General features: G+C 68.1%; 22 protein-coding genes. 16 read left to right on the top strand and 6 right to left on the bottom strand.

The genetic code is table 11. From position 1 onward, the window contains the following. Positions 1–7: 7 nt before the first annotated feature. The 3 genes from D3218_RS17620 to D3218_RS17610 form a co-directional block, all read right to left on the bottom strand. Complete coding sequence (locus D3218_RS17620; protein WP_119541393.1) at positions 8–997, bottom strand: ABC transporter permease; 990 nt, start codon at positions 995–997, stop codon at positions 8–10. Next, a complete protein-coding gene (locus D3218_RS17615) occupies positions 994–2,511 on the bottom strand; it encodes a sugar ABC transporter ATP-binding protein (protein ID WP_119541392.1) in 1,518 nt (505 codons plus the stop codon). Before D3218_RS17615 ends, D3218_RS17620 begins: the two co-directional genes overlap by 4 nt. Positions 2,512–2,588: 77 nt before the next feature. Further along, on the bottom strand, positions 2,589–3,533 hold the full coding sequence (locus D3218_RS17610; RefSeq protein WP_425359316.1) for a substrate-binding domain-containing protein: 945 nt from the start codon (positions 3,531–3,533) through the stop codon (positions 2,589–2,591). 266 nt (positions 3,534–3,799) lie between these two features. Here D3218_RS17610 and D3218_RS17605 point away from each other — a divergent pair, with 266 nt between their 5' ends. From D3218_RS17605 to D3218_RS17580, 6 genes are all read left to right on the top strand, one after another. Further along, positions 3,800–4,429 carry a glucose-6-phosphate isomerase gene (locus tag D3218_RS17605; protein ID WP_119541390.1) on the top strand — a complete coding sequence of 210 codons (630 nt, stop codon included), beginning with the start codon at positions 3,800–3,802 and terminating at the stop codon, positions 4,427–4,429. Further along, the gene (locus D3218_RS17600) at positions 4,426–5,388 is read left to right on the top strand and encodes a shikimate dehydrogenase family protein (RefSeq protein WP_119541389.1); all 963 of its coding nucleotides are present in this window, start codon (positions 4,426–4,428) and stop codon (positions 5,386–5,388) included. The genes D3218_RS17605 and D3218_RS17600 overlap by 4 nt, the downstream gene beginning before the upstream one ends. A 5-nt stretch (positions 5,389–5,393) precedes the next feature. After that, positions 5,394–6,320: an NAD(P)-dependent oxidoreductase gene (locus D3218_RS17595; RefSeq protein WP_119541388.1), complete on the top strand. Its 927-nt coding sequence runs from the start codon at positions 5,394–5,396 to the stop codon at positions 6,318–6,320. After that, positions 6,317–7,201 (top strand): MBL fold metallo-hydrolase, encoded by an 885-nt coding sequence (locus D3218_RS17590; RefSeq protein ID WP_119541387.1) that lies wholly within the window; start codon positions 6,317–6,319, stop codon positions 7,199–7,201. The genes D3218_RS17595 and D3218_RS17590 overlap by 4 nt, the downstream gene beginning before the upstream one ends. Positions 7,202–7,291: 90 nt before the next feature. Then, a complete protein-coding gene (locus D3218_RS17585) occupies positions 7,292–8,140 on the top strand; it encodes an SIS domain-containing protein (RefSeq protein ID WP_245415099.1) in 849 nt (282 codons plus the stop codon). A gap of 19 nt (positions 8,141–8,159) precedes the next feature. After that, positions 8,160–8,933, top strand: coding sequence for an SDR family NAD(P)-dependent oxidoreductase (locus D3218_RS17580; RefSeq protein ID WP_119541385.1), 774 nt, complete (start codon positions 8,160–8,162; stop codon positions 8,931–8,933). Between the two features lie 369 nt (positions 8,934–9,302). Here D3218_RS17580 and D3218_RS17575 read toward each other — a convergent pair whose 3' ends face one another. Further along, complete coding sequence (locus D3218_RS17575) at positions 9,303–9,959, bottom strand: aspartate/glutamate racemase family protein (protein WP_119541384.1); 657 nt, start codon at positions 9,957–9,959, stop codon at positions 9,303–9,305. A gap of 132 nt (positions 9,960–10,091) precedes the next feature. Here D3218_RS17575 and D3218_RS17570 point away from each other — a divergent pair, with 132 nt between their 5' ends. Next, a complete protein-coding gene (locus D3218_RS17570; RefSeq protein ID WP_210209704.1) occupies positions 10,092–10,823 on the top strand; it encodes a GntR family transcriptional regulator in 732 nt (243 codons plus the stop codon). Positions 10,824–10,826: 3 nt separating this feature from the next. Here the strand turns inward: D3218_RS17570 and D3218_RS17565 are convergent, their stop codons facing one another. Next, the gene (locus tag D3218_RS17565; RefSeq protein WP_210209703.1) at positions 10,827–12,173 is read right to left on the bottom strand and encodes an amidohydrolase family protein; all 1,347 of its coding nucleotides are present in this window, start codon (positions 12,171–12,173) and stop codon (positions 10,827–10,829) included. Positions 12,174–12,399: 226 nt separating this feature from the next. Here D3218_RS17565 and D3218_RS17560 point away from each other — a divergent pair, with 226 nt between their 5' ends. From D3218_RS17560 to D3218_RS17530, 7 genes are read left to right on the top strand one after another with little or no spacing between them, the layout of a single operon-like run. Continuing rightward, positions 12,400–13,437 carry an extracellular solute-binding protein gene (locus D3218_RS17560; RefSeq protein ID WP_119541383.1) on the top strand — a complete coding sequence of 346 codons (1,038 nt, stop codon included), beginning with the start codon at positions 12,400–12,402 and terminating at the stop codon, positions 13,435–13,437. 5 nt (positions 13,438–13,442) lie between these two features. Further along, complete coding sequence (locus D3218_RS17555) at positions 13,443–14,588, top strand: ABC transporter ATP-binding protein (protein ID WP_119541382.1); 1,146 nt, start codon at positions 13,443–13,445, stop codon at positions 14,586–14,588. Continuing rightward, positions 14,585–15,463: an ABC transporter permease gene (locus D3218_RS17550; RefSeq protein WP_210209702.1), complete on the top strand. Its 879-nt coding sequence runs from the start codon at positions 14,585–14,587 to the stop codon at positions 15,461–15,463. Before D3218_RS17555 ends, D3218_RS17550 begins: the two co-directional genes overlap by 4 nt. Next, a complete protein-coding gene (locus D3218_RS17545; RefSeq protein WP_119541381.1) occupies positions 15,460–16,260 on the top strand; it encodes an ABC transporter permease in 801 nt (266 codons plus the stop codon). Before D3218_RS17550 ends, D3218_RS17545 begins: the two co-directional genes overlap by 4 nt. Continuing rightward, positions 16,257–17,180 carry a polysaccharide deacetylase family protein gene (locus tag D3218_RS17540; RefSeq protein ID WP_119541380.1) on the top strand — a complete coding sequence of 308 codons (924 nt, stop codon included), beginning with the start codon at positions 16,257–16,259 and terminating at the stop codon, positions 17,178–17,180. Before D3218_RS17545 ends, D3218_RS17540 begins: the two co-directional genes overlap by 4 nt. A 59-nt stretch (positions 17,181–17,239) precedes the next feature. Further along, entirely contained in the window at positions 17,240–18,571 is a 1,332-nt protein-coding gene (locus D3218_RS17535) for an amidase (RefSeq protein WP_342635122.1), read from the top strand. Beyond that, complete coding sequence (locus tag D3218_RS17530; RefSeq protein ID WP_119541379.1) at positions 18,571–19,326, top strand: aspartate/glutamate racemase family protein; 756 nt, start codon at positions 18,571–18,573, stop codon at positions 19,324–19,326. The genes D3218_RS17535 and D3218_RS17530 overlap by 1 nt, the downstream gene beginning before the upstream one ends. Positions 19,327–19,631: 305 nt before the next feature. Here the strand turns inward: D3218_RS17530 and D3218_RS17525 are convergent, their stop codons facing one another. Then, the gene (locus tag D3218_RS17525; protein WP_136625133.1) at positions 19,632–21,851 is read right to left on the bottom strand and encodes a TonB-dependent hemoglobin/transferrin/lactoferrin family receptor; all 2,220 of its coding nucleotides are present in this window, start codon (positions 21,849–21,851) and stop codon (positions 19,632–19,634) included. A gap of 318 nt (positions 21,852–22,169) precedes the next feature. Between D3218_RS17525 and D3218_RS17520 the strand changes: the two genes are divergently transcribed. Continuing rightward, the gene (locus D3218_RS17520; protein WP_119541377.1) at positions 22,170–23,042 is read left to right on the top strand and encodes a heme/hemin ABC transporter substrate-binding protein; all 873 of its coding nucleotides are present in this window, start codon (positions 22,170–22,172) and stop codon (positions 23,040–23,042) included. Continuing rightward, entirely contained in the window at positions 23,032–24,120 is a 1,089-nt protein-coding gene (locus tag D3218_RS17515) for a FecCD family ABC transporter permease (protein WP_119541376.1), read from the top strand. Before D3218_RS17520 ends, D3218_RS17515 begins: the two co-directional genes overlap by 11 nt. The last annotated feature ends 3 nt before the right edge of the window (positions 24,121–24,123 follow it).

Raw genomic sequence — 24,123 nt, 5'->3', positions numbered from 1 at the left:
GACCAACTCAGACCTTCAGTCGGCCGGTTCCGTATTGCAGCAGCATCGCGATGACGATGATGACGCCCATATAGACCTGCTGATGGTAGCCGGGGACACCGCCGAGGTTCATGATATTGGCGATGATGCCCATGATCAGCGCGCCGAGCAGGGTGTTGATGACGCCGCCGCGCCCGCCCATCAGGCTGGCGCCGCCGATGACCACCGCCGCGATGACGTTCAGTTCCACGCCGACGCCGACCTGCGCCGAGCCGACGCCGGTGCGGGCCGTCGAGATGATCCCGGCGACCGCCGCCAGCGCTCCGGAGACGACGTAGACGGTAAGGATGTAGCGCGGCACCGCGATGCCCGAGAGACGCACGGCCTCCTCGTTGGAGCCGATCGCCTTCACGATGCGGCCGAAGCGGGTGAAGTTCAGAACCAGGCCGCCGATCAGGAAGACGGCGAACATCAGCCAGACCGGCAGCGGCAGGCCGAAGGCGAAGCCCGAACCGAAGTTCGAGATCGCGGCGCCTTCAGCGCCCAACGGAATCGGCCGCCCGTCCGAGATGATGAGCGAGAGGCCGCGCGCGATGGCGAGCATCGCCAGCGACATCACGAAGGACGGAAGGCGCAGATAGGCGACGAAGACACCCGTCACCAGGCCGCAGCCCATGCCGGCCAGAATGACCAGGGCGATGGAAGAGGCCTGGCTCAGCCCCATGAAATGGATGAAGTGCGCGGTCAGCACCGAGCCCAACGCAGCGATCGAGCCGACCGAGAGGTCGATGCCGCGCGTCAGGATGACGAAGAGCATACCGACGGCCATGATGCCGGCACCGGCCGCGACCTGCCGCAGCACGTTCAATATGTTGATGCGGCTGAGAAAGGCGTCGGACCAGAAGCTCGCGGCCACGACGAGCACCAGAAAGATCGCCAGCGTCGCGAAATGCTGGATGACGCTCGCGAAATCAACCTTACGCGTTTCGCGGCCCTGTGTCTGCGAGACCGTGGTCATGCTGCGTCCTCCTCGATCGTCTGGGGAGCGGCCATGGAGCGGACCATGGCCAGGGACAGGAGGTTCTCCTCGCTGTAGCGCTCGGGCAGGAGTTCGCCCCGGATCTCGCCTTCGCTCATGACGAGGACGCGGTCGCAGAGGCCGAAGAGTTCCTGATGTTCGGAAGAGATGACGAGCACCGCCTTGCCGGCTTCGGCGAGCTTGTGCACGAGCGCGTAGATTTCCGTCTTGGCGCCGACGTCGACGCCGCGCGTCGGCTCGTCCAGGATGATGACGTCGCCTTCGGCATGAAACCACTTCGCCAGGACGACCTTCTGCTGGTTGCCTCCGGAAAGGCTTGAGACCGGCGCATCGACGCCGGCCGACTTGAGGCGGAGCGCCTGGCCGAGGTCCTCGACAATCGTCTTCTCGAGGCCGCGCCGCAGGATGCCGAGCGGGCCCGTCACGGAATTCATGCGAGCCATGGTGGCGTTGATGCGGATGGCATTGTCGAGCACGACGCCCTCGTGCTTGCGATCCTCGGGCACGAGCCCGATGCCGGCGAGCACCGCGTCGCGTGGGCTCGCGAAGTCGACCTTCCCGCCGCGCAGATGGATCTCGCCGCTCTCCAGGGGATCCGCGCCGAAGACGAGGCGCGCGACCTCGGTGCGGCCGGCGCCGACGAGGCCGCCGAGGCCGACCACCTCGCCGGCCCGCACCGAGAAGGACACGCCGCGGACCTTCGCGCCGCGCCGGAGGGCCTTCGCTTCCAGGACGGTCTCTCCGATGGCGCGCCGGCCCTTTTCGGGAAACATCGCGGCGAGCGGCCGCCCGACCATCATGCGGATCAGTTCGTCCACGGTGATGGAGGACGCCTCGACCGTGCCGACGAGTTGGCCGTCCTTCATCACCGTCATTCGGTCGGAAATGCGCATCACTTCGTCGAGGCGGTGGGAGATGTAGACGATGCCGACGCCGTTCCGCTTGAGACCTTGGATGATGCGGTGAAGGCGCTCGGCGTCCTGCGCGGACAGGACCGCGGTCGGCTCGTCGAACACGATGATGCGGACTTCGCGTGCCAGGGCCTTCGCGATCTCCACCACCTGCTGGTGAGCGACCGCGAGGCTGCCGACGGTGCGGCCGGGATCGATCGCGAAGCCGAGCCGGTCGAGAAGCGCCTTGGCGCGGCGCTTCAGCGCGCCCCACGAGATGACGCCCGGCAACTCGCCGAGAAAGATGTTCTCCGCGACGGTAAGGTCGGGGGCCAGCGCCAGTTCCTGGTGGATCACGGCAATGCCGCGCGCCCTCGCCTCGCGGGGGTCGCGCATCGTCACGGTCTCGCCGCCAACCTGGACCGTTCCGCCGGTCGGCGTCAGCTCGCCGCCGAGGACGCGCATCAGGGTCGACTTGCCGGCGCCGTTCTCGCCGAGCAGCGAATGGACTTCGCCGGACCGCACGTCGAAATCGACGCCACGCAGCGCATGGATGCCGCCGAAGGATTTGGTGATGGCCGACAGTCGGGCGAGTTCGGTCATGACGTCTCCCGCATGAACCATGGAAACGGCAGCGGCCCGTCGGAGGCCGCCGCCCTGTCAGGTCAGCGAAAAGCCGATCAGAACACCGCGTCGGCGCGGTAGTACTTGTCGACGTTGTCCTTGGTGATCACGGCCGGATCGGTAAGCTTCAGCTTCGGGAAGTCGGCCTCCAGCGTTCCGTCCAGGGCCTTGAGGCCGATGTCCACGGCGGTGCGGGCGACGAGGTCCGGGTCGTTGAGCCCGGTCGCCCCGTACTTGCCGTCCTTGATGGCGGCGAGCGCTTCCTTCTGGCCGTCGGCGGCCGCGAGCACGAGGACGTCGGTGGAACCGACGCCTTCCAGCGCCTTCATCGCGCCGAGCGCCATGGAATCGTTCTCGCCGATCACGACGTTGACGTCCGGATGGGCGGTGAGAAGGTCCTCCATGGCCTTCAGGCCGCCTTCCTGCTCCCAGCTTCCCCAGCCTTGGCCAACCACCTCGAAGGTGGACTTGCCCTCGTTGGTGAGCTGCCCCTCGACGACGCCCTTGAACACGCCGAGCCGGCGGTCGCGGCCGACCTCGTTGCCCTGCGAGCCGGACAGGAGCGCGATCTTCATCGGCGTGCCCTGCATCCGCTTGGCGAGCCACTGGCCGACGAGATAGCCGTTCTGGTCGTTGGAAGAGCGCACCTGCGTCACGACGTTGGCGCTGGTGTTGATGGAGCTGTCCATCACCACGACCTTGACGCCCGCGGCGGTGGCGGCGTTGGCGGCGGCCACGAGGCCTTCGGGATCGCGCGGGTTCAAGATCAGGAGATTGACGCCCTTGGCGACCATGTCCTCCACGTCGGCGATCTGCTTGTTCATGTCGTTCTGCCCGTCGGAGGTCGAGACCTCGCAGCCGGCCTTCTTGGCCTGGTCGAGCGCGGCGGCCTGCTGGGCGGCGAAGTAGGGTGCGCTGAGGGTGTACATGGCGACACCCACCTTGCAGTCGGCGGCACTGGCCGAGCCGGCGGTGCCGAGGACGCATGCGACGGCGAGCATGCAGCCCGAAAGGGACAACGTCTTCATCAGTTCCTCCACGAAAGGGCGTGTCTCCCTCAGCCCGTTTTGTAGCGTAGTTACATATGTAGAAAGACGTCAAGCCCTTTCAGAATTCACATACGTGATCCTTGTTTTCGCATGTGGCGTTTTTTGCAACGCAGCATTATGTCTGAACACTTTCAAGTCGTGTGTCGGCGCCGGCGATCCGATCCACTCTTGCGCTTCGTATCTCCGTTATGTAGCATTTCTACATAATGGAGAGCCCGATGACATTGCGCGAGCCAGGAATCTTCACCGTCGACACAGTGGCCGGCGAACTGTCCGGCGCGGGCACGCGATACCGAAAGACGCTAGGCGACCTCGAGGGGCTCTACGAAGACAAGGCAGCCTTCGATCATCTGCGCGCTCAGCGCGGCGCGGACGCCGTCATGTACGAGGTCACCGACCACAAGCCCTCGTCCGACGCCGGCGATATGATCATCGGCGTGACGCGCATGATCCCCGGCAAGGTCGGGCGCGAGTACTTCCTGACGCGCGGCCATATCCACGCCAAGGCCGACCGGCCGGAAATGTACTACGGCGAGGCAGGTCATGGCCTGATGCTGCTGGAATCTCCCGAGGGCGAGGTCCGCGTGATCGAGATGCGGCCGCGCACCGTCTGCTACGTGCCGCCCTTCTGGATCCACCGTTCGGTGAATGTCGGCGCGCAGGATCTGGTGATGACCTTCGCCTATCCGGCCGATTCCGGCCAGGACTACGACATCATCGCCAAGGCGGGCGGCATGCGCCAGCGCATCGTCGACGACGGGGCGGGCGGCTGGACGGCGATCGACAACGCTTCCTGGCGCCCGCGCCCGGCTGCCCTTATCGAGGCCCTCTACGGGCAGGCGGCATGACGACGATCAGTTCCCCGTACCCGCCGGCGACGCGCCCGGCCTTCTATTTCGTCGGCGTCACGACGGGCAGAAGCTCCATCATGAAAGTCTTTCCGGCTTGGGGACGGTATCTCGGCCTCGACGCCGAGATGCGCGGCATCGATCTGCCGCTCCACGCCGATCCCGCCGCCTATCGCGAGGTGGTGTCCTTCATCCGCGACGATCCGAATTCGATCGGCGCGCTGGTGACGACGCACAAGATCGACCTCTTCAAGGCCGCACACGATCTGTTCGACGAGATCGATCCCCATGCGCGGCTGATGGACGAGACGAGTTGCATCTCGAAGCAGGGCGGCCGCCTCCTCTGCCATGCCAAGGACCCGATCACCTCCGGCCTCGCACTGGACGGCTTCCTGCCGGAGCGCCATTTCGAGCGGACCGGCGCCGAACTCTTCTCCATGGGGGCAGGCGGCTCCACCATCGCGCTCACCTGGCACATGATGCAGACGAGCCGGGGCGCCGACCGCCCGTCGCGCATCGTCGTGTCGAACCGTAGCCCGGAGCGGCTCGGCGAGATTCGCCGCATCCACGAGGCCATCGGCTCCGACGTGCCCGTAGACTACGTGCTGGCACCTCGGGCCGAGGACAACGACGCGGTCCTGGCCGCCCTCAAGCCCGGCTCGCTCGTGATCAACGCCACGGGTCTTGGAAAGGACGCCCCGGGCTCGCCCCTGAGCGACGCCGCCCAGTTCCCGGAAGCCGGCATCGCCTGGGACCTCAACTATCGCGGCGACCTCGTCTTCCTCGGCCAGGCACGGGCCCAGGCCGCAGCGCGCCGGCTCCAGGTCGAGGACGGCTGGACCTATTTCCTCTACGGCTGGACGCAGGTCATCGCCGAGGTGTTCCATATCGACATTCCCTCCACCGGCCCGCGTTTCGATGAGATTTCGGCGATCGCGACGCGCGCCTCGAAGGGCTGACCGCGATGGATCGTATCCTCGTCACGCCGCGCTCGCTCACCGCCGTGCCGCATCCGGCGGTGGAGCGGCTGCGCGCGGAGCGCTTCGAGGTGGTCTATTCGACGCCGAACGCGCTGCCGGACGAGGCGGAACTGTGCCGGCTCCTGCCCGGCACGGTCGGCTGGCTCGCCGGCGTCGAACCTGTCTCGGCGTCGGCCATCGAGGCGGCGGACGCGCTGCGCGTCGTCAGCCGCAACGGCAGCGGCGTCGACAACCTGCCTATGCCCCTCCTGAAGGAGCGGGGCGTCGCCGTCTGCCGGGCGGACGGCGGGAATGCGGCGGGCGTCGCGGAACTCGCCATCGCGCTCGCTCTGTCTGCCCTGCGCCAGATTCCCTTCGCCGATCACGGCCTCAAGGGCGGCGAATGGCGTCGCCGGCGCGGGCGCGAGATCCGCGGGCGGACGGTGGGCGTCGTCGGCTGCGGCGCGATCGGCGGCGAGGTCGCCCGGCTCTTCGCCGCTCTCGGCGCTTCGATCCTCGCTTTCGATCCGGCGCGTCCCGCCCTCGCCATCGCCGATGATCGTCTGCGCTGGACCGATCTGCCGACACTGTTTCGGGAGGCCGATCTCGTCACCTTCCATTGCCCGTCCATGCCGGACAATCGCCCCCTCCTCGACAGGACAGCGTTTGCCGCCTTGCGCGACGAGGCGATCGTGGTGAACACGGCGCGCGCCAGCCTCGTGGAGGAGGACGCGATGATCGAGGCCTTGGATTGCGGCCGCGTCTTCGCCTACGCGACCGACGTCTTTCCCGAAGAGCCGCCGCGCTCGTCGCGCCTCCCCGGCCACTCACGCGTCATCGCGACGAGCCATATCGGCGGGTTCACGCAGGAAAGCGTCGATCGCGTCACGGAACTCGCGGTGGAGAACCTCCTGCGGGCGCTGCGACCATGAGCGCCCACCTCACCGCCACCACGCTGTCGGCGCCCCTGGCCGAGCGCCTGGCGTGCGAGCCGCTGCGGGAGGCGGGCGAGGTCGCGCTGTTCTGGCTCGGCCAAGCGGGTTTCGTCCTGGAAGCCGCCGGGCAGCGCCTTCTGATTGACCCCTACCTCTCGGATTCGCTGGCGGCGAAATATGCCGGCAGCCCCACTCCCCACCAGCGCATGATGCCCATCCCGGTCGCGCCGGAGGCGATCGGCCGGGTGGACGCCGTGCTCCTGACCCACCGCCACACGGACCACATGGACGCGGACACGCTGCAGCCGCTGGCGCGGCGGTTTCGAAGACTCCGCTTCGTCGCGCCCGCCGCGGAAGGTGCCGAGGCTCTTCGGCGCGCCGACATCGAACCGGGTCGACTCCTGGCCGTCGATGCGGGAGAACGACACGACATCCTGCCGGGTATCGCGATCGGCGTGGCGCGGGCAGCCCACGAGACGTTGGAGCGGGACGCGGAGGGATGCCACCGGTTCCTCGGGTTCGCGGTCGAGGCGGAAGGCGTCACCGTCTTCCATTCCGGCGACACCGTCCCCTTTCCCGGCCAGGCGGAGGAAGTCGCCGCGTTCCGGCCGGACATCGCGCTCCTGCCGGTCAACGGCCGGAGCCCTGCCCTGGCCGCCGCCGGCATCGCGGGGAACCTCGACGCCGCGGAGGCGGCCGAACTCTGCCGCGCCGCCGGCATCCCTGCGATGCTTGCCCATCACTATGGCATGTTCGCCTTCAACTCGGCCGAACCGGCAGCCATCGACGCGGTCGCGGCAACGGCTGCCCCGCTCGGGATGGAGCGCGCACGAACGGGTCTCGAATACCGCCTTCGCACCGCGCCACGGCTCGGTTGACGGCGGATGGAACTCGCGGCCATTCTCCGCCCCGGAACGGCGCGGGACAGGCAGGTTTTGACGGAACACGATGCGGAGCCGCAGGCCCCCTTGCGCAATATCCTCGACGTCGTGCGCACGTCCCATGAGACCTTGCGCAAATCCGAGCGCAAGGTCGCCGATCTCGTGCTTGCGGACCCGCAGCGGGTGCTCGGCGCGACGCTCGCCGACACGGCTGCGGAAGCCGGCGTCAGCCAGCCGACCGTGATCCGTTTCTGCAACGCGCTCGGCTGCGCCGGTTATCAGGACTTTCGCCTCCGTCTCGCCCACGGCCTCGCGCTCGGCACGCCCGCGACCCATTCGGTGCTCCTGCCGACCGATCCGCCCGCTTCGGTGGTCGAGAAGATCTTCGACTACACGATCACCAGCCTCGACTGGGCGCGCCGCAATCTCGACCCGCAGGCGATGGAGGCCGCGATCGCGCTTTTGGAGACGGCGCGCTCGATCGAGTTCTTCGGCTTCGGCGCCTCCGGCATCGTCGCGCGCGACGCGCAGCAGAAGTTTCCGCTCTTCGGCGTGCCCTGCGGGGCGCAACTCGATTCCCACCAGCAGATCATGTCCGCCTCGGTGATGCGCGAAGGCGACGTCGCGGTCGTCATCTCCAACACGGGGCGGACCCGCTCGCTGATCGAGATCGCCGACGTCGCGCGGGAAGGCGGCGCGAAGGTGATCGCCATCACTGGCTCGCGGAACGCGCTCACCGCACGCTGCGACATCGCCCTCGTCGTCGAGACGCTAGAGAACACCAACGTCTATACGCCGACCATCTCGCGCATCGCCGCGCTCGTCGTCATCGACATCCTGTCGACGGCCGTCGCGCTTCGCCGCAGCGAAGGCGCCGCCGACCGCTTCGACCTGATGAAGCGGCGGCTGAACAACCTTCGTCTCACCGACGAATGACCGGATCGGGAGGAATGCCTTGTATCTCGAACGTTTCAAGCTGACGGACAGGATCGCGGTCGTCACCGGCGCGGCCCAGGGCATCGGTCAGGCCACCGCCGAGGCGCTGGCGGAAGCCGGTGCCCATGTCGTGGTCACCGACATGAACGGCGAAGCAGCGGACGGCGCGGCGGAGAGGATCCGTCAGTCGGGCGGCTCGGCGGAGGGAATGAATCTCGACGTGACAAGGTCCGATGATGTGGAGCGCGTCCGAAAGGCCATTCTGCAGAAGCACGGCCACGTCGACATCCTCGTCAACAATGCCGGCATCGCCATCAGCAACCGTCCAGCCGAGACCATGACGGACGAGGTCTGGCTGAAGGTCGTCGACGTCAACCTCAACGGGCTCTTCTGGTGCTGCCGCGCCTTCGGCGCCTCCATGCTGGAACGCGGCAGCGGCAACATCGTCAATGTCGGCTCGATGTCCGGCTTCGTCGTCAACCGGCCGCAGGAGCAGGCGCAATACAACGCTTCGAAGGCGGGCGTGCATCACCTGACGAAGTCGCTCGCCGCCGAATGGGCGTCGCGCGGCGTGCGCGTCAACGCAGTCGCTCCGACCTATATCGAGACATCGCTGACCGCCTACGTCTATGACGACCCGGATCTGATGAAACACTGGATCGGCGGCACGCCGATGGGCCGGATGGGCCGCACCGACGAGATCGCCTCGGTGATCCTGTTCCTCGCCTCCGAGGCGTCGAGCCTGATGACCGGGTCGATCGTCGCAGCCGACGGCGGGTACAGCTGCTGGTGACGCGCCGGGTGGAATACGGTTTCAAGATGATGGCAGAGGTCGGCTGCTGGTGACAGCTCGCGACCGGTTCGCCCCTGCGCCGTCAGTCGGACGAACCGCCAGGCCGTGCTTCCGTTCGAGGAGGACGCTCGTCAGCACTGGCAGAGGTCGTTCTCGTGCTCTGCCGCCCGCATGTCGGACCTTCTGGCCCTGCATCGGTAGACCCACGGAATTGGATCGCCCAACGCCGTTCGACCACGCTGGTGTTGCCGGGAACGCAGCTCCTGGCGGCATCGGCATGGCGAACCTGTCCCATAGGGCCTCCTTCCATTTCGTGGAGAGGATCACACCATCAAACCCTGGGATCAAACCCCTCGGCTTCGAACAGGGCTACCCTTCCGGCGAGCCGTCGTGCGGCAAGGCACCTGGCAGCAACCGAACCCGGAGATCCGCTATCGCGCTTGTCAGGCCGTCGAGGACCGGCACGGCGGAGCGTTCGCTGAGGCGCGACGACAGGCCCGAGAAGGGTGCCCCGCCGAGCAGGAGGCAGGCTGCGCCTTCCCGTTTGGCCAGGTCCGCCTCCGCAAGGAGCGCGTCCACGAAGCGGACGGGATCGGACGCGACGTCCAGGACGCCGGCATCGAGGAAGCGGATGTCGATCAACTGCGATCGGAATCCGAGCGAGGCGACCCGCCCGAGGATCGTTTCGCGAAGGTCCTTTCCGAGGGTGAGGATCGAGAACGCGCCCGCCTGGCTGGCGGCGCGGTATCCCGCCTCGCCGATCCCGACGCAGGGCACCGACGAGATCCGTCGCAGATCCGCCAGTCCCGGATCGCCGAAGGCGCCGACGACGAAGGCGTCGGCACTCGTCCGCCGTCCGAGCCGGACGACCTCGGACCGTGCCGATCGAAGATGCTCGACCGTTTCCAGGGCGGGAGCGCCGGCGACGGCGGTATGCCCGCGGACCTCCGCCCACCCTTCGCAGAGCCGGCCGGCGGCGACGGCGAGGCCCTTCGTGACCGCGTCCGACGTGTTCGGATTGAGCACCCCGATGATGGGCTGCTTCGCCCTTGCCCGGCCTGCGCTGCGTTCTTCCGCCAGGCGTTCACCACGGCTACATTGCGCGCGACTCGACGGCTCGCCGCCTTCCGGCCTCCTCGAACTCATGGGAACCCTCTCTTGTCAGCCGACCGCCGTTCCGCCGAGACCCCAGCCACCACCGCCGTCGGGAACGGCACCGCCGACCTCTCCGTGATGGCCATGGCCGCCCGCGTCGCCGACACGCTGCGGGAACGGATCGTCCGCGGGAGCCTCGAGCCGGGCGCAAGGATCGTCGAACGTCGGCTCTCGGCCGAGCTGGAGGTTTCGCGGACCCCGATCCGGGAGGCTCTGAAGCTTCTGGAGGCGGACGGCCTCATCCAGATCTCCCGCAACCGGGGTGCGCAGGTGACCGGCTACCCTGCGGAGGAGGCGCTGCAGCTCTTCGACGTGATCGCGGTGCTGGAGGGATTGGCCGCGGAGCGGCTCGCCAGGACGATACAGCCCCCCCTCCTCGCCCGCTTCGAGGGTCTCCACGCCGAGATGCTGAGCCATTTCCGCCACCGGACCCTGGATGCCTATTTCAATGCCAATTCGGCGATCCACGATCTCATCGTCGCCTCCTGCGCCAATCCTCGGCTCGCGGAGAACCATCAGCGCCTGATGCTCCGCGCGCGGCGCGGCCGCTTTCTCGCCATCATGAGCGACGACCGCTGGAAGCAGTCCGTGGACGAGCACGAGCAGCTCATGGAGGCCCTGCGCAAGCGAGACGCGGCTGCCGCCTTCGCCACCTGGCGGATGCATCTCGATCATACCGGCGCCACGGTTGCCCGCGTCCTCATGCAGCGTTCCGACGAGCGCGCCGACGGATAGGCCTCACGCGGCAGCCCGTTGCCAGAGCCGTTCGGCCACCGCCTGTGCCGTCCGCACGACTTCGGCGGCGTCGACGCGGGTCGGTCGGCCATCGCGGACCAGGCATTCGCCGTCGCAGATGACCGTGCGGACATTGGCCCCGTTGCCCGAATGGGCGACGATACCGAATCCGTCGATCACGGGTGCGAGGTTCGGCGCATAGGGATCGAGCAGGACGAGATCCGCCGGATCGCCCTCCCTGATCGTTCCGCTCGCGCCGTGGCCGCGCAGCGCCATGGCGCCGGCCCGCGTCGCCCAGCCGAAGACCTCCCGCGCGTCGAGCACGAGGGATATGTCGTCCGTCCGCCGGGCGTCCCGGGAGCGGGCGGCCGACAGCGCGCAGCGCATCGCCTCGAACATGTCGGCCGATTTGGTGTCGGTGCAGAGCGTGATGGTCGCGCCGGCATCGCGTAGCGATACGATCGGCGCCGCTGCGCCGAAAGCCGAATTGCCGATCGGCGCATGGGCGACGACGATCCCGGCGCGTCCGGCGCGCGCGATGTCGGCGTCGGACAGGTAGATGCAGTGAGCGGCGATGAGATCGCTGTTCAGGAGGGCGACATCGTCGAGGAACTCGACCGGCGTCATGCCCTCGCGCTGGCGGATCTGCGCCACTTCCATGCGGGATTGGCAGAGATGCGTGTGGACCTGCCTGCCCGTGGACGAGGCAAGCTCGGCAAGATGGGCCAACATCTGCCGCGAGCAGGTGTCGGGAGCGTGCGGCGCGAGGATGGTCGTGATGCGGCCGTCACCGCGCCCTTCCCAGCTCTCGATCACGTCCATCGCCGCGCTCAGCGTCTCGTCGCCGAGCCTCGGATCGTGCACGAAACGTCCGTGCGCGAGGGCCTGGGTGTCCGCGTCCATGACGCGCCCGCCGATCATCGCGCGCAGGCCGAGCTCCTGCGCCGCGCGTGCCAGCGCGGCCGGCATGCGGTAGTAGTCGACGATCGTCGTCGAACCGGTCATCAGGAGTTCCAGCGCGCCGAGCCTTGCCAGCGCCAGCGTCTCCTCCTCCGAAAGCCAGTGCCCTTGCGGCACGCCGGGCGTGTAGGCCGGTGCGAAGCCGCGATCCTCCACCATGCCGCGGACGATCGTCAGCGGCGTATGGTTGTGGGTGTTGACGAAGCCGGCCTGCACGATCCCGCCATGGGCGTCGATCACCTCGACGTCGCCGCGCTCGCCCTGCGCCGACGCTTCCGCGATCCGCTCGATCCTTCCGTCGCGGACCGTGATGTCGCAGTGCGGACGATATCCGGTCTCGGCACAGAGAACCCGAGCGTTCTTGATTTGGAATGCCATCTTCTTGTGCATGGTGGCTCCTTTTTAGCCGGTAACTGCCAGTTAAACTCGCGCGCTTTCGGCTGATATTCCGGATAATTCGCGGTCTAATGCGAATTGCAGTTGCCATCGGGATTTCCGTAAGTCAAATGGAATGCCATTTTGCGGCGCAAGAAGCCCGTCTGGCGCTCTCCAGTTCGGCTCTCGCGTCGACGCTGACGGAACAGGTTCACCATCAGACCGAAAGGACATCGGGATCATGACATCGTTCAATCGCCGCACCCTCCTGAAGGGTGCCGGAGCAGTCGCCGTCGGACACTTCGCGATGCCCGCGATCGCGCGTGCGCAGTCAAGCGAACTCGTCGTCGGCTGTGCCGGCAGCCACACGGCCTGGATGGAGCAGATCGTCGTCCCGCACATGCGCGAGGCGATCGGCGCCGACGTCATCTTCGAGGGCACCAAGTCCTCGGTGAACCTCGAGAAGATGGCATCCAATCGGAACAACCCGTACCTGTCCGTGGTGCAGATGGACGATCCGGTGATGCTCCAGGCGGTGGAGGAGAAGCTCATCCGGCCGATGGACGCGGCGGCCGTGCCGAACCTTGCCGAGCTGCGCGACGGCGCCGTCCACATGGACGGCATGTGGGCGAACTACGTCCAGCCCTGGGCGGGCGTCGCCTACAACAGCGACATGCGCGACGGCGTGAAATCCTGGGCGGACCTCTGGTCGAAGGACGTGCGCGGCCAGGTCATCATACCCTCGCTCCAGAACACCGAGGGCATGTGGACGCTCTTCGCGGCCGCGATGCTGGCGACCGGCAAGCCGTTCGGGACCGCGCAGTACGAGGCCGATGCGGCCTTCGACAAGCTCGCGGAGCTTCGCCCGAACGTCCTCACCGCCTACTCCGTCATGAGCCAGGCCTTCAACCTCCTGGAGCAGGGCGAGATCTCCATGCTCTCGGGCAACTTCTCGTCCTACACGCTGCCCCGGAAGGCCGAGGGCGTGCCGGTCGATCTTGCGGCCCCGTCCGAGGGGATCTTCGCCATGCCGTCCGGCATCTGCCTCGTCGAGGGCGGGCCGAACGCCGAGCTCGCCGCGCGCTACGTCAACGAGATGCTCGGCGCCGATCTGCAGAAGAAGATCGCCGTGTTCGCCAACTCCGTTCCCGCCAACACGAGCGTCGACGCGAGCGGCATCGTGCCCTCGGGCGTGCCGCTCCACTCCCCGGACTGGGCGTTCGTCGCATCCAACCGACAGAACTGGATCGAGCGGTTCGATCGCATCATGGCGGGTTGAGGACGATGCGCACCGTCACGGCACAGGGCGTCGAAGACGCCATTCCGTACAGGGAAGAAACATCCAAGGACGCGCGCTATCTGGAAGTGGTGGCGGTGCGCAAGTCCTTCCGCGGCGCCACCGTCATGGACGGGATGAACTTCCGCATGAGGAAGGGGGAGCTCGTCTCCCTTCTCGGCCCGTCCGGTTGCGGCAAGACCACGCTCCTGCGCATCATCGCCGGTCTCGTCGTCGCCGATGAAGGCGACGTCGTCCTCGGCTCGCGCAACATCACCGATCTACCGGCCCACAAGCGCAACGTCTCCGTCGTCTTCCAGAACTACGCGCTCTTTCCGCACCTGAGCGTCGCGGAGAACGTCGCCTTCGGACTGAAGGCACGCGGCCGAACGCGGGCCGAGGCCGAAGGGCCCGTTCGCGACGCGCTGAAGCTGGTGCGGATGGAGACCTATGCCGACAAGCCGATCGCCGGCCTTTCCGGCGGTCAGCAGCAGCGCATCGCCGTCGCCCGCGCCCTCGTGGTCAAGCCGGACCTCCTTCTTCTGGACGAGCCGTTTTCCGCGCTGGACCGGAAACTGCGCGAAACCATGCAGGTCGAACTGAAGTCTCTCCTGCGGGACAGCGGCACGACCGCGATCTTCGTCACCCACGACCAGGAGGAGGCGCTCAGCGTCTCCGACCGGATCGCGGTGATGAATGCCGGGCGGATCGAGCAGTTCGCAAGCCCGTCGACCCTCTATGCGAGACCGGAAACGCCCTTCGTGATGGATTTCGTCGGCCTGTCGCTCCGCCTGCACGGCAGGGCCGCAAGGACGGGCGACGACCATGTGGCCGTGGAGACCGCGCACGGCATCGTTCGCACGGCCGCGAGGCTCGAGGACGGCGAGCCGGCGATCGTCGGCGTTCGGCCGGAACTCGTGCGCGCCTACCGGGCGTCGGACGTCCCGCGGGAACCGTCCGGTCGCAACCGGATCGAGGTGACGTTGGAGGACGTGATGATCCTCGGGTCCAAGACGATGCTGCACGGCCGTTCCGAGGGGAGCGAGCGGCTGGTCTGCGAACTGGCGGGCATCCAGTCGCAATATGTCCGGGGCCAGAGGATCGTCCTCGACTGGGCGATCGAGGACACGCTCGCCTACGGAGCGGCAGCGTGACCATCCTACGCGACGCTCCCTCCGGCACGCCGCCGCAGTCGGTCCGCGTGCCGATCGACAGGATCGCGCTGCTGGCGGCGCCGAGCCTCGTCTATCTCGCCCTGATCTACGCCCTGCCGCTCATGCTTCTGCTTCTCCAGAGCTTCCGCGACACGGACGGCGCGATGTCGCTCGCGTCCTACGCCGACTTCTTCGCCGATCCCTACAACAGGGAAGTGCTCTGGCGCACGCTGCGCGTCGCGTTCCTGACGACGCTCCTGTCGCTTCTGCTCGCCTATCCGACCGCGATCGCCATGAACCGCGCATCCGGCCCATGGCTCACCTTCTTCCTCGTCGCGATGGTGCTGCCCATGTCGCTCGGCGTCGTGGTGAAGGCCTTCGCCTGGTCGATCCTGTTCCGCACCAACGGAGCCCTCAACCAGGCGATGCAGGCGATCGGCCTGATCGACGCGCCGATCCGCATGCTGTTCACCGAGACCGCTCTCGTGATCGGTGCGGCCAACGTCTTCCTGCCGTTCATGGTGCTGCCGATCTACGCGGTCTTGCGGCAGCAGGACGACGCGCTCCAGCACGCTGCGGCGAGCCTCGGCGCCAGCCCCTTCTTCCGCTTCTTCCACGTCAGCCTGCCGCTGACCCTGCCGGGCGTCGTCGCCGGTGCGGCGTTCGTGTTCTCGCTGTCGATCTCGATGTACGTGATCCCGAGCCTCATCGTCGGCGAGACGCAGCAGACCATGCCGATGATGATCGCGCGCTCCTTCCTGTATCTCCGGAACGAGCAGCTCGGCTCGACCATCTCCGCCGTCCTGCTGATCGTCGCCATCATGGTGGTTCTCGGCTCCAGCTGGCTGGCCGCACGCCTCGGAGCCAAGGAATGACCCGTACCGACACGTTCTTCTCGCGACTGTCGCTGGGGGTCGGCATCGGGGTGGCGGTCTTCCTGCTGCTGCCGATCGTGATCACCGTCGTGGTCTCCTTCTCGGCATCGCCGGTCTACACGCTGCCGCCGCCCGACTGGTCCTTCCGCTGGTACGAGGCGCTGACGCGACGCGCCGGCCTCGCCGACGCGGTCTATCTGTCGCTCAACCTCGCGGTGATCTCGACGATGATCAGTCTCGTGCTCGGCACCGCCGCGGCGATCGCGGTGGCGCGCGGCCAGTTTCCTGGACGGCAGGTCGTGGGCACCTTCGTCGTCTCGCCGCTGATGATGCCGGGCCTCGTCCTCGGCGTCGCCATGCTGCAGTTCTTCCGCGAGATCGGACTGCGCGACGCCTACTGGAGCCTTCTCGTGGCCCATATCGTCGTCACCTTGCCGTTCGTGATGCGAACGCTGCTGGCCGCGATGGGCAGCTTCGACTTCTCGATGATCGACGCGGCGCGCACGCTCGGCATGAGCTATCCCCGATCGATCGCGAAGGTGCTGATTCCGAACCTCGCGCCGGCCTATCTCACGGGCGGCCTCTTCGGTTTCCTCGCCTCGATGGACAATTATCCGATCTCGATCTTCCTGACGGATGCGCGGAACCGCACGCTGCCGATCCGGATGCTGCAATATCTGGAAGAACAACCGGACCCGTCGATCGCCGCGATCTCGACCGGCCTGATCCTCCTCGCAGTCGTCGTCCTCGCCGTCGGCGCCAGGACCGTCGGTCTCAACCGGATGATCCAGGGATGAGCCGGCGGCCCGATGGACACGACCGCCGCGACCTGCGCGGCGACTGGGCGAGGGATCCGATCGCGCCGCCCTGGCCGGATGGAAGACGCCTCGCCGTTTCCTTCGTCGTCAACGTGGAGGAGGGCGCCGAACTCTCCATCGGCGACGGCGACGAGCGCAACGAAAGCGTCTACGAGATCCGCGAGGCGGTGGAGACCGGGCCCGATCTCTGCATGGAAAGCCACTTCGCCTACGGTCCGCGTCGAGGCTATCGCCGGATCGTCGCCGCATTCGCGAAGCACGGCGTCCGCGCGACGTTCTCGACCTGCGGGCGGGCGGCCGAGCGGCTGCCTTGGCTGATCGCCGACGCCGCCTCGCGCGGCCACGAAATTTCCTGCCACGGCTGGCGTTGGGAACGGCACGCGCAGATGCGGCCGGACGTCGAGGCCGCGATCATCGCCCGGACGCATGCCGCCATCGAGACGGCGGCGGGCGTCGCGCCGGTCGGCTGGCACACGCGCTCGGCGCCCTCCGCGCGCACGCGCGAGCTGCTGGTCGCCCATGGCGGCTTCCTCTACGATTCCGACTGCTACGACGACGACCAGCCGCGCATCGAGGACGTCGGGGGACGAGCGCATGTCGTTCTTCCCTATGCCTTCGACACGAACGACATGCGCTTTTCGCCTGGCGGCGGCTTCGTGCAGGCGGACGACTTCACCACCTATGTCGCCGGTGCCTTCCGGCGTCTGCTTCGGGAGGCGGAACACGAGGCGCGCATGCTGTCGGTCGGCCTCCATCTGCGCCTGATCGGCCGCCCGGGACGCATTGCCGGGCTCGAGAACCTCCTGCGGATCATGGCTGCGGAACGCGGCGTGTGGTTCGCCACCCGTGCGGAGATCGCACGCGCCTGGCGCGATGCGACGGCGGCCTCGCCCCGATGACGCCGCGACAGACAGCACGGCAGATCGCTGCGGCAGTTGGCGCGCGGCGCGCGAGCGCGGTGGAAACCGTCGAGGGCGCCATCCGCCGTGTCGAGGCGTTGGAGCCGCGCCTCAACGCGCTCGCGCATTTCGACGCCGACCGTGCGCTTGCCGAGGCGAGCGAGGTGGACCGCCGCATCGCCGGCGACGAAAGGCTGCCGCTCGCCGGCGTGCCGGTGGTCGTCAAGGACAACATCTGGGTCGAGGGCCGCCCCGTCACGCAGGGCTCCCGCCTCTTCGAAGGCGTGGAGCCGCCATGCGACGCCGAGGCCGTCCGCCTGCTCCGGAAAGCCGGCGCGGTGATCCTTGCGATCGGGACGTGCTCGGAATTCGCCTGCAAGGGGGTCACCGCTTCGCCGCTGCACGGCGTGACGAACCATCCGATCGAGCCGGCGCTCACGCCGGGCGGCTCGTCCGGCGGCCCGAGCGTCGCCGTCGCGGCCGCGATGGCGCCGCTCGGGCTCGGCACCGATGCCGGCGGATCGAGCCGGCGCCCCCCCGCCCATACGGGCATCGTCGGTTTCAAACCGACGCAGGACGTGATCCCGTACGGTCCCGGCTATCCGGAACCATCGTGGAACATCTCCGCCCTCGCGCCCATCGCCGGGGACGTCGGCGACATCCGCGCGATGTTCGACGTTCTCGCGGTGGGCCCCCATGCCGGCCTTCTCAGGCCATCCGTTCCGGAGCCGCGACAGTGCCGGATCGCGCTCGCCCCGACCCTCGGCCTCGATGCCGCGATCGACGTCGACGTCGCGCAAGCGATCGAAGCGGCCGCGGACCGCCTTCGCGACGACGGCTGGACCGTGGTCGCCGACGCGCCGCGCTGGCCGGAAGGCACCGCGCCCACCGACCTGATGGCGCTCCAGTTCGCCGGTCTCGCCGCACTGTACGGACAGCGCTTCCGCGACGACCCCGACCTCTTCGATCCCGACATCGGCGCGCAGATCGAGACCGGCCTCCGCCTCGCGGCACCGGACGTCGCCCGTGCGCTCGAAGCATCGCGCGCGGTCCGCGACACGCTCCGCGCCTTCCTGGCCGGGCACGACCTGATCCTGTCCGCCACCACGCCCTGCGCCGCGTGGCTGTCCGCCCGGCTCGGCCCGGAGACGATCGGCGGCCGACCGGCGGCGCCGCGCGACCATGCCGCCTTCACGCCGCAGTTCAATCATGCGGGCCTTCCGGCGATCTCGATACCGTGCGGCCACACGAGCGAGGGGCTGCCGATCGGCCTGCAGATCGGAGCCGGCCTCGGCCACGACCGGTCCCTCCTCGACGCCGCAGCGACGATAGAAGCCCTGCTGGCCGTCTCGAACGCAACCTCCGCAGTCCGATCCGACAAGGTTTCCTGATGCGCCTGCTACTCGTCAATCCGAACATGACCCGGGCGATGACCGATACCATGGTGGCGATCGCCGCGAAGGTCGCGGGGCCGGAGCATGAGATCGTGGGCCTCACCGCCGATCGCGGCTTCCCCTACATCGCGAGCCGGGCCGAGTCGCAGATCGCCGGCGGCATCGCGCTGGAGATGATCGCCGACAATCTCGACGGCGCGGATGCGGTGATCATGGCGGCCTTCGGAGACCCGGGACTGCGGGGCGCGCGCGAACTCTTCGACCTGCCGGTCGTCGGCATGGCCGACGCGGCGATCATGAGCGCGGCCATGCTCGGGGACCGGTTCTCCATCGTCACCTTTTCGCCGGTCATGCGCCGCTGGTATCTCGACTGCGTGCGGGACAGCGGCCTGATCGACCGAAGCGCCGGCGTGCGGACGCCGCACGACCATCCGCTGGACGTCAACGGCGTAAAGGAGACGCTGAGGGCGGAACTCTGCGCGCTGGCTCGTCGGGCGGTGGAGGAGGATGGCGCCGACGTCGTCATTCTCGGCGGCGCCCCGCTTGCCGGACTGGCACAGGAGATCGCGCCGGAGGTGCCGGCGATCGTCGTGGATCCGATCAGCGCCGCAGTCGCGCAGGCGCTCGCCCTTGTGCGCATCGCCCCGGGCCCGTTCTCGGCCGTGCGCCACTGCAAACCGATCGCCAAGACCTCGGTCGGCCTTTCCCCCTCGCTCAGGTCAATCGTCGGACACGAGCCAGCGGGCGGATGAACGTGTGGCGGGGTTCCGACCGAGCCTGTTCGGGACTTGGGCGGCATCGGAGATGCGATCGACGGTCGCGCTACCCGTCCGACGCGACGATGCCGCGCCGACGCGGGAGCGACGGGGATGGCACGGAATGCCGCGGAGGCGCCCGGTCCGCTTCCGCTTCGTCGGGTCGAACGTGCCGAAGCCGCGATCCCCACGGGTTCAGGATCCCGCAGCCGGCACCCTCTCGTCCGCATGGGCGGGCGAAACGCCGGCGATGCGCCGGGCGGTTGGGCGCGGGGCCCGTCCGCCCGGCAGCCGAAGCCTCGTCAGAACTGATACGTCACGTTCGCCTTGAACGTGCGGCCCGGCTCCGAGTAGTAGATCGCCGGCTGCGACGGGCTGAGCGGCACGTTGACGGCGTCGTAGTAGGTCTCGTCGAAGACGTTGAAGATGCCGCCCGTCACCTTCAGCCCCTGCACCTGTTCGGGCGCGTACCAGGCGGTGACGTCGACGACACCGTAGCCGGGGGATTGGAAGCCCTGGTCCACCTTGTGGCGGCGCGACGCGAGCTTGGCGCTGACCTCGCCGCCCCACTCCTGACGATCGTAGCCGAGGCCGACGATGGCCGTCAGCGGCGAGATCGAGTCGAGATAGACGTCGTCGGTGCGGTTGCGCCCGTCGATGTAGGACAGCGAGCCGCGAGCCGTCCAGAAATCGGCGAAGCGGACGGCGCCGCCGAACTCGACGCCCGAGATGCGCGCATCCGGAATGTTGCGGTAACTGGAGACGCCGCCCTGCGGATAGAGCGTGTTGCAGTTCGCGCGGTCGACGAAGCAGGACGGGCTGCGCTGCACGACGTCGATGAAGTTCTCGTAGTCGGTGTGGAAGACGTTGATCCGCGCGCTGAAGGCCTCGCGCTCGAGCGTCAGGCCGAGGTCGAAACCGTTGCTGGTCTCCGCCTCGAGGTTCGGGTTGCCCTCGCGCAGGTAGGTGCCGACCGCTCCGAAGCGCGAGTAGAGTTCGCCTGCCGTCGGCGCGCGGAAGCCCATCGACCACTGACCGTAGGCCGTGAGGCCGGGCAGGAGATCGTATTCGGCCAGGAGCTTGGGCGAGAGGGCCGTATCGCTCGAGGATGGCGGCAGCGAGCCGGGATAGGCGGCGCTGCGCGCATAGTCGTCGGTAAGCTGAGGCGCCTCCTCGTACCAGTCGAAGCGCAGGCCGGGCGTCAGGCGGAACCGTCCGCCGGGTAGCCCGATCCGATCCTCCGCGAAGAGACCGACGGCGCCGCTGTCGACCTCGGGCGTGTCGGCCTGGTTGGTGTGAAGATTGTTGCAGGCGGCGAATGCGCCGGTATAGGGCCGCTGGCAGTTGTCGTAGCCGGCGGAGTACTGCGTCGTGGTCGCGCTGCGCAACTCCGTGCCCACCGTCAGCTTGTGGCTGATCTCGCCCGTCAGGACGGTGCGCGCGGCAAAGCCGGTGAAGCCGACCGACTGTTCCTCGAAACGGTTGTCTCGCCCGTAGGGACCGATCACCGAGACCGAGCGATAGGCGTCGATCGTCGAATGGCGCTCGACCTTCTGGTAGTAGAGCACCCCCGACGCCTCGTCGACGAGCGCGGACCCGGGTTCGGGCGACGCGTAGTCGTAGTTCAGCGAGACCCGTTCCCGATCGATCGTCTCGCCGGAGACGTGATCGCCGGGACGATAGTTGTCCCTCGCGCCCGTCCCCTGCGATGTGCGCGTGTCGATGTCCTCGTCGCGGCTGAAGATTTCGCCGGTGATGCCGAACCGGTGCCCCTCGCCGGCGGCCTGGTGGACCTTGGCGAGGAGGTTGTACTGGTCGTAGTCGAGCGGGTTGGCCGCAGTGCGGGCCGCGCCGTAGGCATCGAGGTCGCCCTGACCGTCGATTTCATGCCCGCCGCGATAGCCGCCCTGGATCAGCATGCTGGTATCGCCGACGCGCATGGCGGCGGCATTGGCGGTGAACCAGCTCCGGTCGGTGGAATCGTAGCCGTTCTTGGTCAGGACGCCGACCCGGCGCCCGCCGAGGAGCAGGTCTTCGGGATCGAGCGTGCGCAGGGCGAGAACGCCGCCGAGCGCACCCGAGCCCAGGAGCGGGTCGGTGCCGCGCGTCAGATCCAGCGAGGAGAGCGAGGAGAAGTCGAACGCGTTCGCGCCGCCCTCGGCACCGCGCGTGACGTCGTTGAGATAGGGCACGCGGATGCCGTCAATCGTGGTGAGGACGCGCGGGCCCTCGAGCCCCCGGATGTTGATGCTGTTGGTCTGGCGATTGAAGGTGACGCCAGCCTCCTGCGTGCGACCGAGATCCTCGATCGAATCGATCAGCTTGTCGTCGATCGCCGTGCGGGTGGTGCGGGTGGTCGTGACCGTGCCGGCGGCCCCCGAGGCGCCGTCGGCCGCTCCCTCGACCACGACGGGATCGAGGACGACGCCGTCCTCCATCGTCGCCGTCTGGGCACCCGCCCCCGTCGCCAGAAGCGCGCCCAGCGCGACCCCCATCGTCATCGCCTCGATCAACCGACGCATCGTCATGCCCCTCACGCGAGGCCGAAGGAGCTTCGCGTCTTCCTGGAATCGTTTCAGTAATTCGGTCAGCGGACCCCGTCCTCGATCGACCCATAATTTCCCATATACTGACGAGTCAACTTGATTGTATCCAAATATTTATCATTTTTAGGCATTACAATATAGAACCTATCTAGATTGTAACCGTTCTATATTTGATTTTTCTGACGGAATACTGGCATCCTCGCTTGACGAGAAGGCCACTCCTGCGAGACGCAGGCCTCGTCACGCCGAGCCGCCGTGCTCCCCGAGCCCGGCCGCCATGGAGATGCCCCGCCCATGCATCCGATCGCCGCCGTCCTCGCCGCCTGCCTCGTCCTTGCGACATCCGCCGTCGCCGCGGCAGCCGAACCCCAGCGCATCGTCTCGATCGGCGGGGCGATCACGGAAATCCTCTATGCGCTGGGCGAGGACGAGCGCATCACGGCGGTGGACACGACGAGCGTCTATCCGCCCGAGGCACTCGCCCGAAAACCCAATGTCGGCTACATGCGCCAGCTCTCGGCCGAGGGGGTCTTGTCGCTCTCGCCCGACCTGATCCTGCTCGACGAAGGCGCGGGACCGAAGCCCGCCGTAGAACTTCTCGATGCGGCCGGCGTCGCCGTCACGCACGTGCCGACGGGGCATACGGTCGACGAGCTCGAACGGAAGGTCCGCCTCGTCGCGGACGCCGTCGGCAAGGGGCCGGAAGGGGCGGCGATGGCCGCGTCCATCCGCACCGATCTTGCCGATCTGGAAGCACGGCTCGCCTCGGTGGCATCCCGGAAGAGGGTGCTCTTCATCCTCTCGCTGGTGGACGGCCGGCCGAACGCCGCCGGCAGGGGCACGGGGGCCGACGCGGTCATTCGGCTCGCAGGCGCCGAGAACGTGTTCGACGGGGTCGAAGGCTACAAGACGCTGTCGACGGAGGCGCTCGCGGCCCTCCAGCCGGATGCGATCCTGATGGTGACGCGCGCCGGCTCTCCCGATGTCGATCCGCTCGCGATCCCTGCGATCGCCGCAACGCCCGCCGGCCGCGCGGGAGCCGTCATCCGCATGGACGCGATGCATCTCCTCGGCTTCGGCCCGCGCACGCCCGGCGCGGTACGCGATCTCGCGGCCCGCCTCTACCCCGAGCTCCACCTCGCGAAGGCCGGTCCCGATGGTCGCTGACGCGCTGCGCACGACCCGAGGCACAGCGCTTCCCGGCGACCGGGCGTCGCGGGCGAGGCTCGCCCTGATCGGCCTCGTCGTGCTGACGATCGCGACCGCGGTTCTCGCACTCGGCGTCGGTCCCGCCATGCTCCGTCCGTTCGGCGTGACGCGGATCCTCCTGGCCGGACCGCACGGCGACGTCGCTTCGCTCGCCGACACCCTGATCGTCTGGCAGATCCGCCTGCCGCGCGTGATCCTCGGTGCGCTGGTGGGCGCCTCGCTCGCGGCGGTCGGCGCGATGATGCAGGGGCTCTTCCGCAACCCGCTGGCCGATCCGGGCCTGGTCGGCGTCTCGTCGGGTGCGGCCTTCGCGGCGGTGGCGACCATCGTCCTGTCCGGCGGCCTGCTCGCCCCCTACCACGCGCTGGCCGGCATCTACGCCCTTCCCCTCGGCGCGTTCGGCGGCGGGCTCGTCGCCACGCTCCTGATCTATCGCATCGGCACGTTGGCGGGACGATCCTCCATGGCGCTGATGCTGCTCGCCGGGATCGCGCTCGGCGCGCTGGCGGCCGCCGGCACGGGCTTTCTCGTCTATGTCAGCAACGACGCGCAGCTTCGCGACCTCACCTTCTGGAGCCTCGGCGGTCTTGGCGGCGCCAACTGGACCAAACTCGCCGCCGCCGGCCCGATGATGGTCGCCGCCCTCGCCTTCGCCCCCTTCGTGGCTCGCGGTCTCAACGGAATCGTGCTCGGCGAGGCGGAGGCGTTTCACCTCGGCATCCGGGTTCAACTCCTGAAGCGCGTGACCATCGTGATCGTGGCGCTGGCCACGGGGGCCGCCGTCGCCGTGTCCGGGACGATCGGGTTCGTCGGCATCGTGGTGCCGCACCTGCTTCGCCTGTGGCTCGGGCCCGACCACCGCCACCTTCTGCCGGCCTCGGCGCTGGCCGGAGCGTGCCTGCTCCTGTGCGCCGACATGATCGCGAGGCTCGTCGTCGCGCCGGCGGAACTGCCGATCGGCATCCTGACGGCGGCGATCGGCGCACCGGTCTTCCTCTGGATCCTGCTGCATCGCCGGAGCGTCGAGGACTTCTGATCC

Source organism: Aureimonas flava, assembly GCF_003583935.1.
GTDB lineage: Bacteria > Pseudomonadota > Alphaproteobacteria > Rhizobiales > Rhizobiaceae > Aureimonas > Aureimonas flava.
Note: the sequence above shows the minus strand (reverse complement) of the source record. Positions and strands in the feature narration are given on the sequence as shown.

Coding starts and splice junctions, on each gene's coding strand:
- D3218_RS17620 (WP_119541393.1), bottom strand. CDS start 997: ATGACCACGGTCTCGCAGACACAGGGCCGCGAAACGCGTAAGGTTGAT.
- D3218_RS17615 (WP_119541392.1), bottom strand. CDS start 2,511: ATGACCGAACTCGCCCGACTGTCGGCCATCACCAAATCCTTCGGCGGC.
- D3218_RS17610 (WP_425359316.1), bottom strand. CDS start 3,533: ATGCTCGCCGTCGCATGCGTCCTCGGCACCGCCGGCTCGGCCAGTGCC.
- D3218_RS17605 (WP_119541390.1), top strand. CDS start 3,800: ATGACATTGCGCGAGCCAGGAATCTTCACCGTCGACACAGTGGCCGGC.
- D3218_RS17600 (WP_119541389.1), top strand. CDS start 4,426: ATGACGACGATCAGTTCCCCGTACCCGCCGGCGACGCGCCCGGCCTTC.
- D3218_RS17595 (WP_119541388.1), top strand. CDS start 5,394: ATGGATCGTATCCTCGTCACGCCGCGCTCGCTCACCGCCGTGCCGCAT.
- D3218_RS17590 (WP_119541387.1), top strand. CDS start 6,317: ATGAGCGCCCACCTCACCGCCACCACGCTGTCGGCGCCCCTGGCCGAG.
- D3218_RS17565 (WP_210209703.1), bottom strand. CDS start 12,173: ATGCACAAGAAGATGGCATTCCAAATCAAGAACGCTCGGGTTCTCTGT.
- D3218_RS17560 (WP_119541383.1), top strand. CDS start 12,400: ATGACATCGTTCAATCGCCGCACCCTCCTGAAGGGTGCCGGAGCAGTC.
- D3218_RS17555 (WP_119541382.1), top strand. CDS start 13,443: ATGCGCACCGTCACGGCACAGGGCGTCGAAGACGCCATTCCGTACAGG.
- D3218_RS17545 (WP_119541381.1), top strand. CDS start 15,460: ATGACCCGTACCGACACGTTCTTCTCGCGACTGTCGCTGGGGGTCGGC.
- D3218_RS17540 (WP_119541380.1), top strand. CDS start 16,257: ATGAGCCGGCGGCCCGATGGACACGACCGCCGCGACCTGCGCGGCGAC.
- D3218_RS17530 (WP_119541379.1), top strand. CDS start 18,571: ATGCGCCTGCTACTCGTCAATCCGAACATGACCCGGGCGATGACCGAT.
- D3218_RS17525 (WP_136625133.1), bottom strand. CDS start 21,851: ATGCGTCGGTTGATCGAGGCGATGACGATGGGGGTCGCGCTGGGCGCG.
- D3218_RS17520 (WP_119541377.1), top strand. CDS start 22,170: ATGCATCCGATCGCCGCCGTCCTCGCCGCCTGCCTCGTCCTTGCGACA.
- D3218_RS17515 (WP_119541376.1), top strand. CDS start 23,032: ATGGTCGCTGACGCGCTGCGCACGACCCGAGGCACAGCGCTTCCCGGC.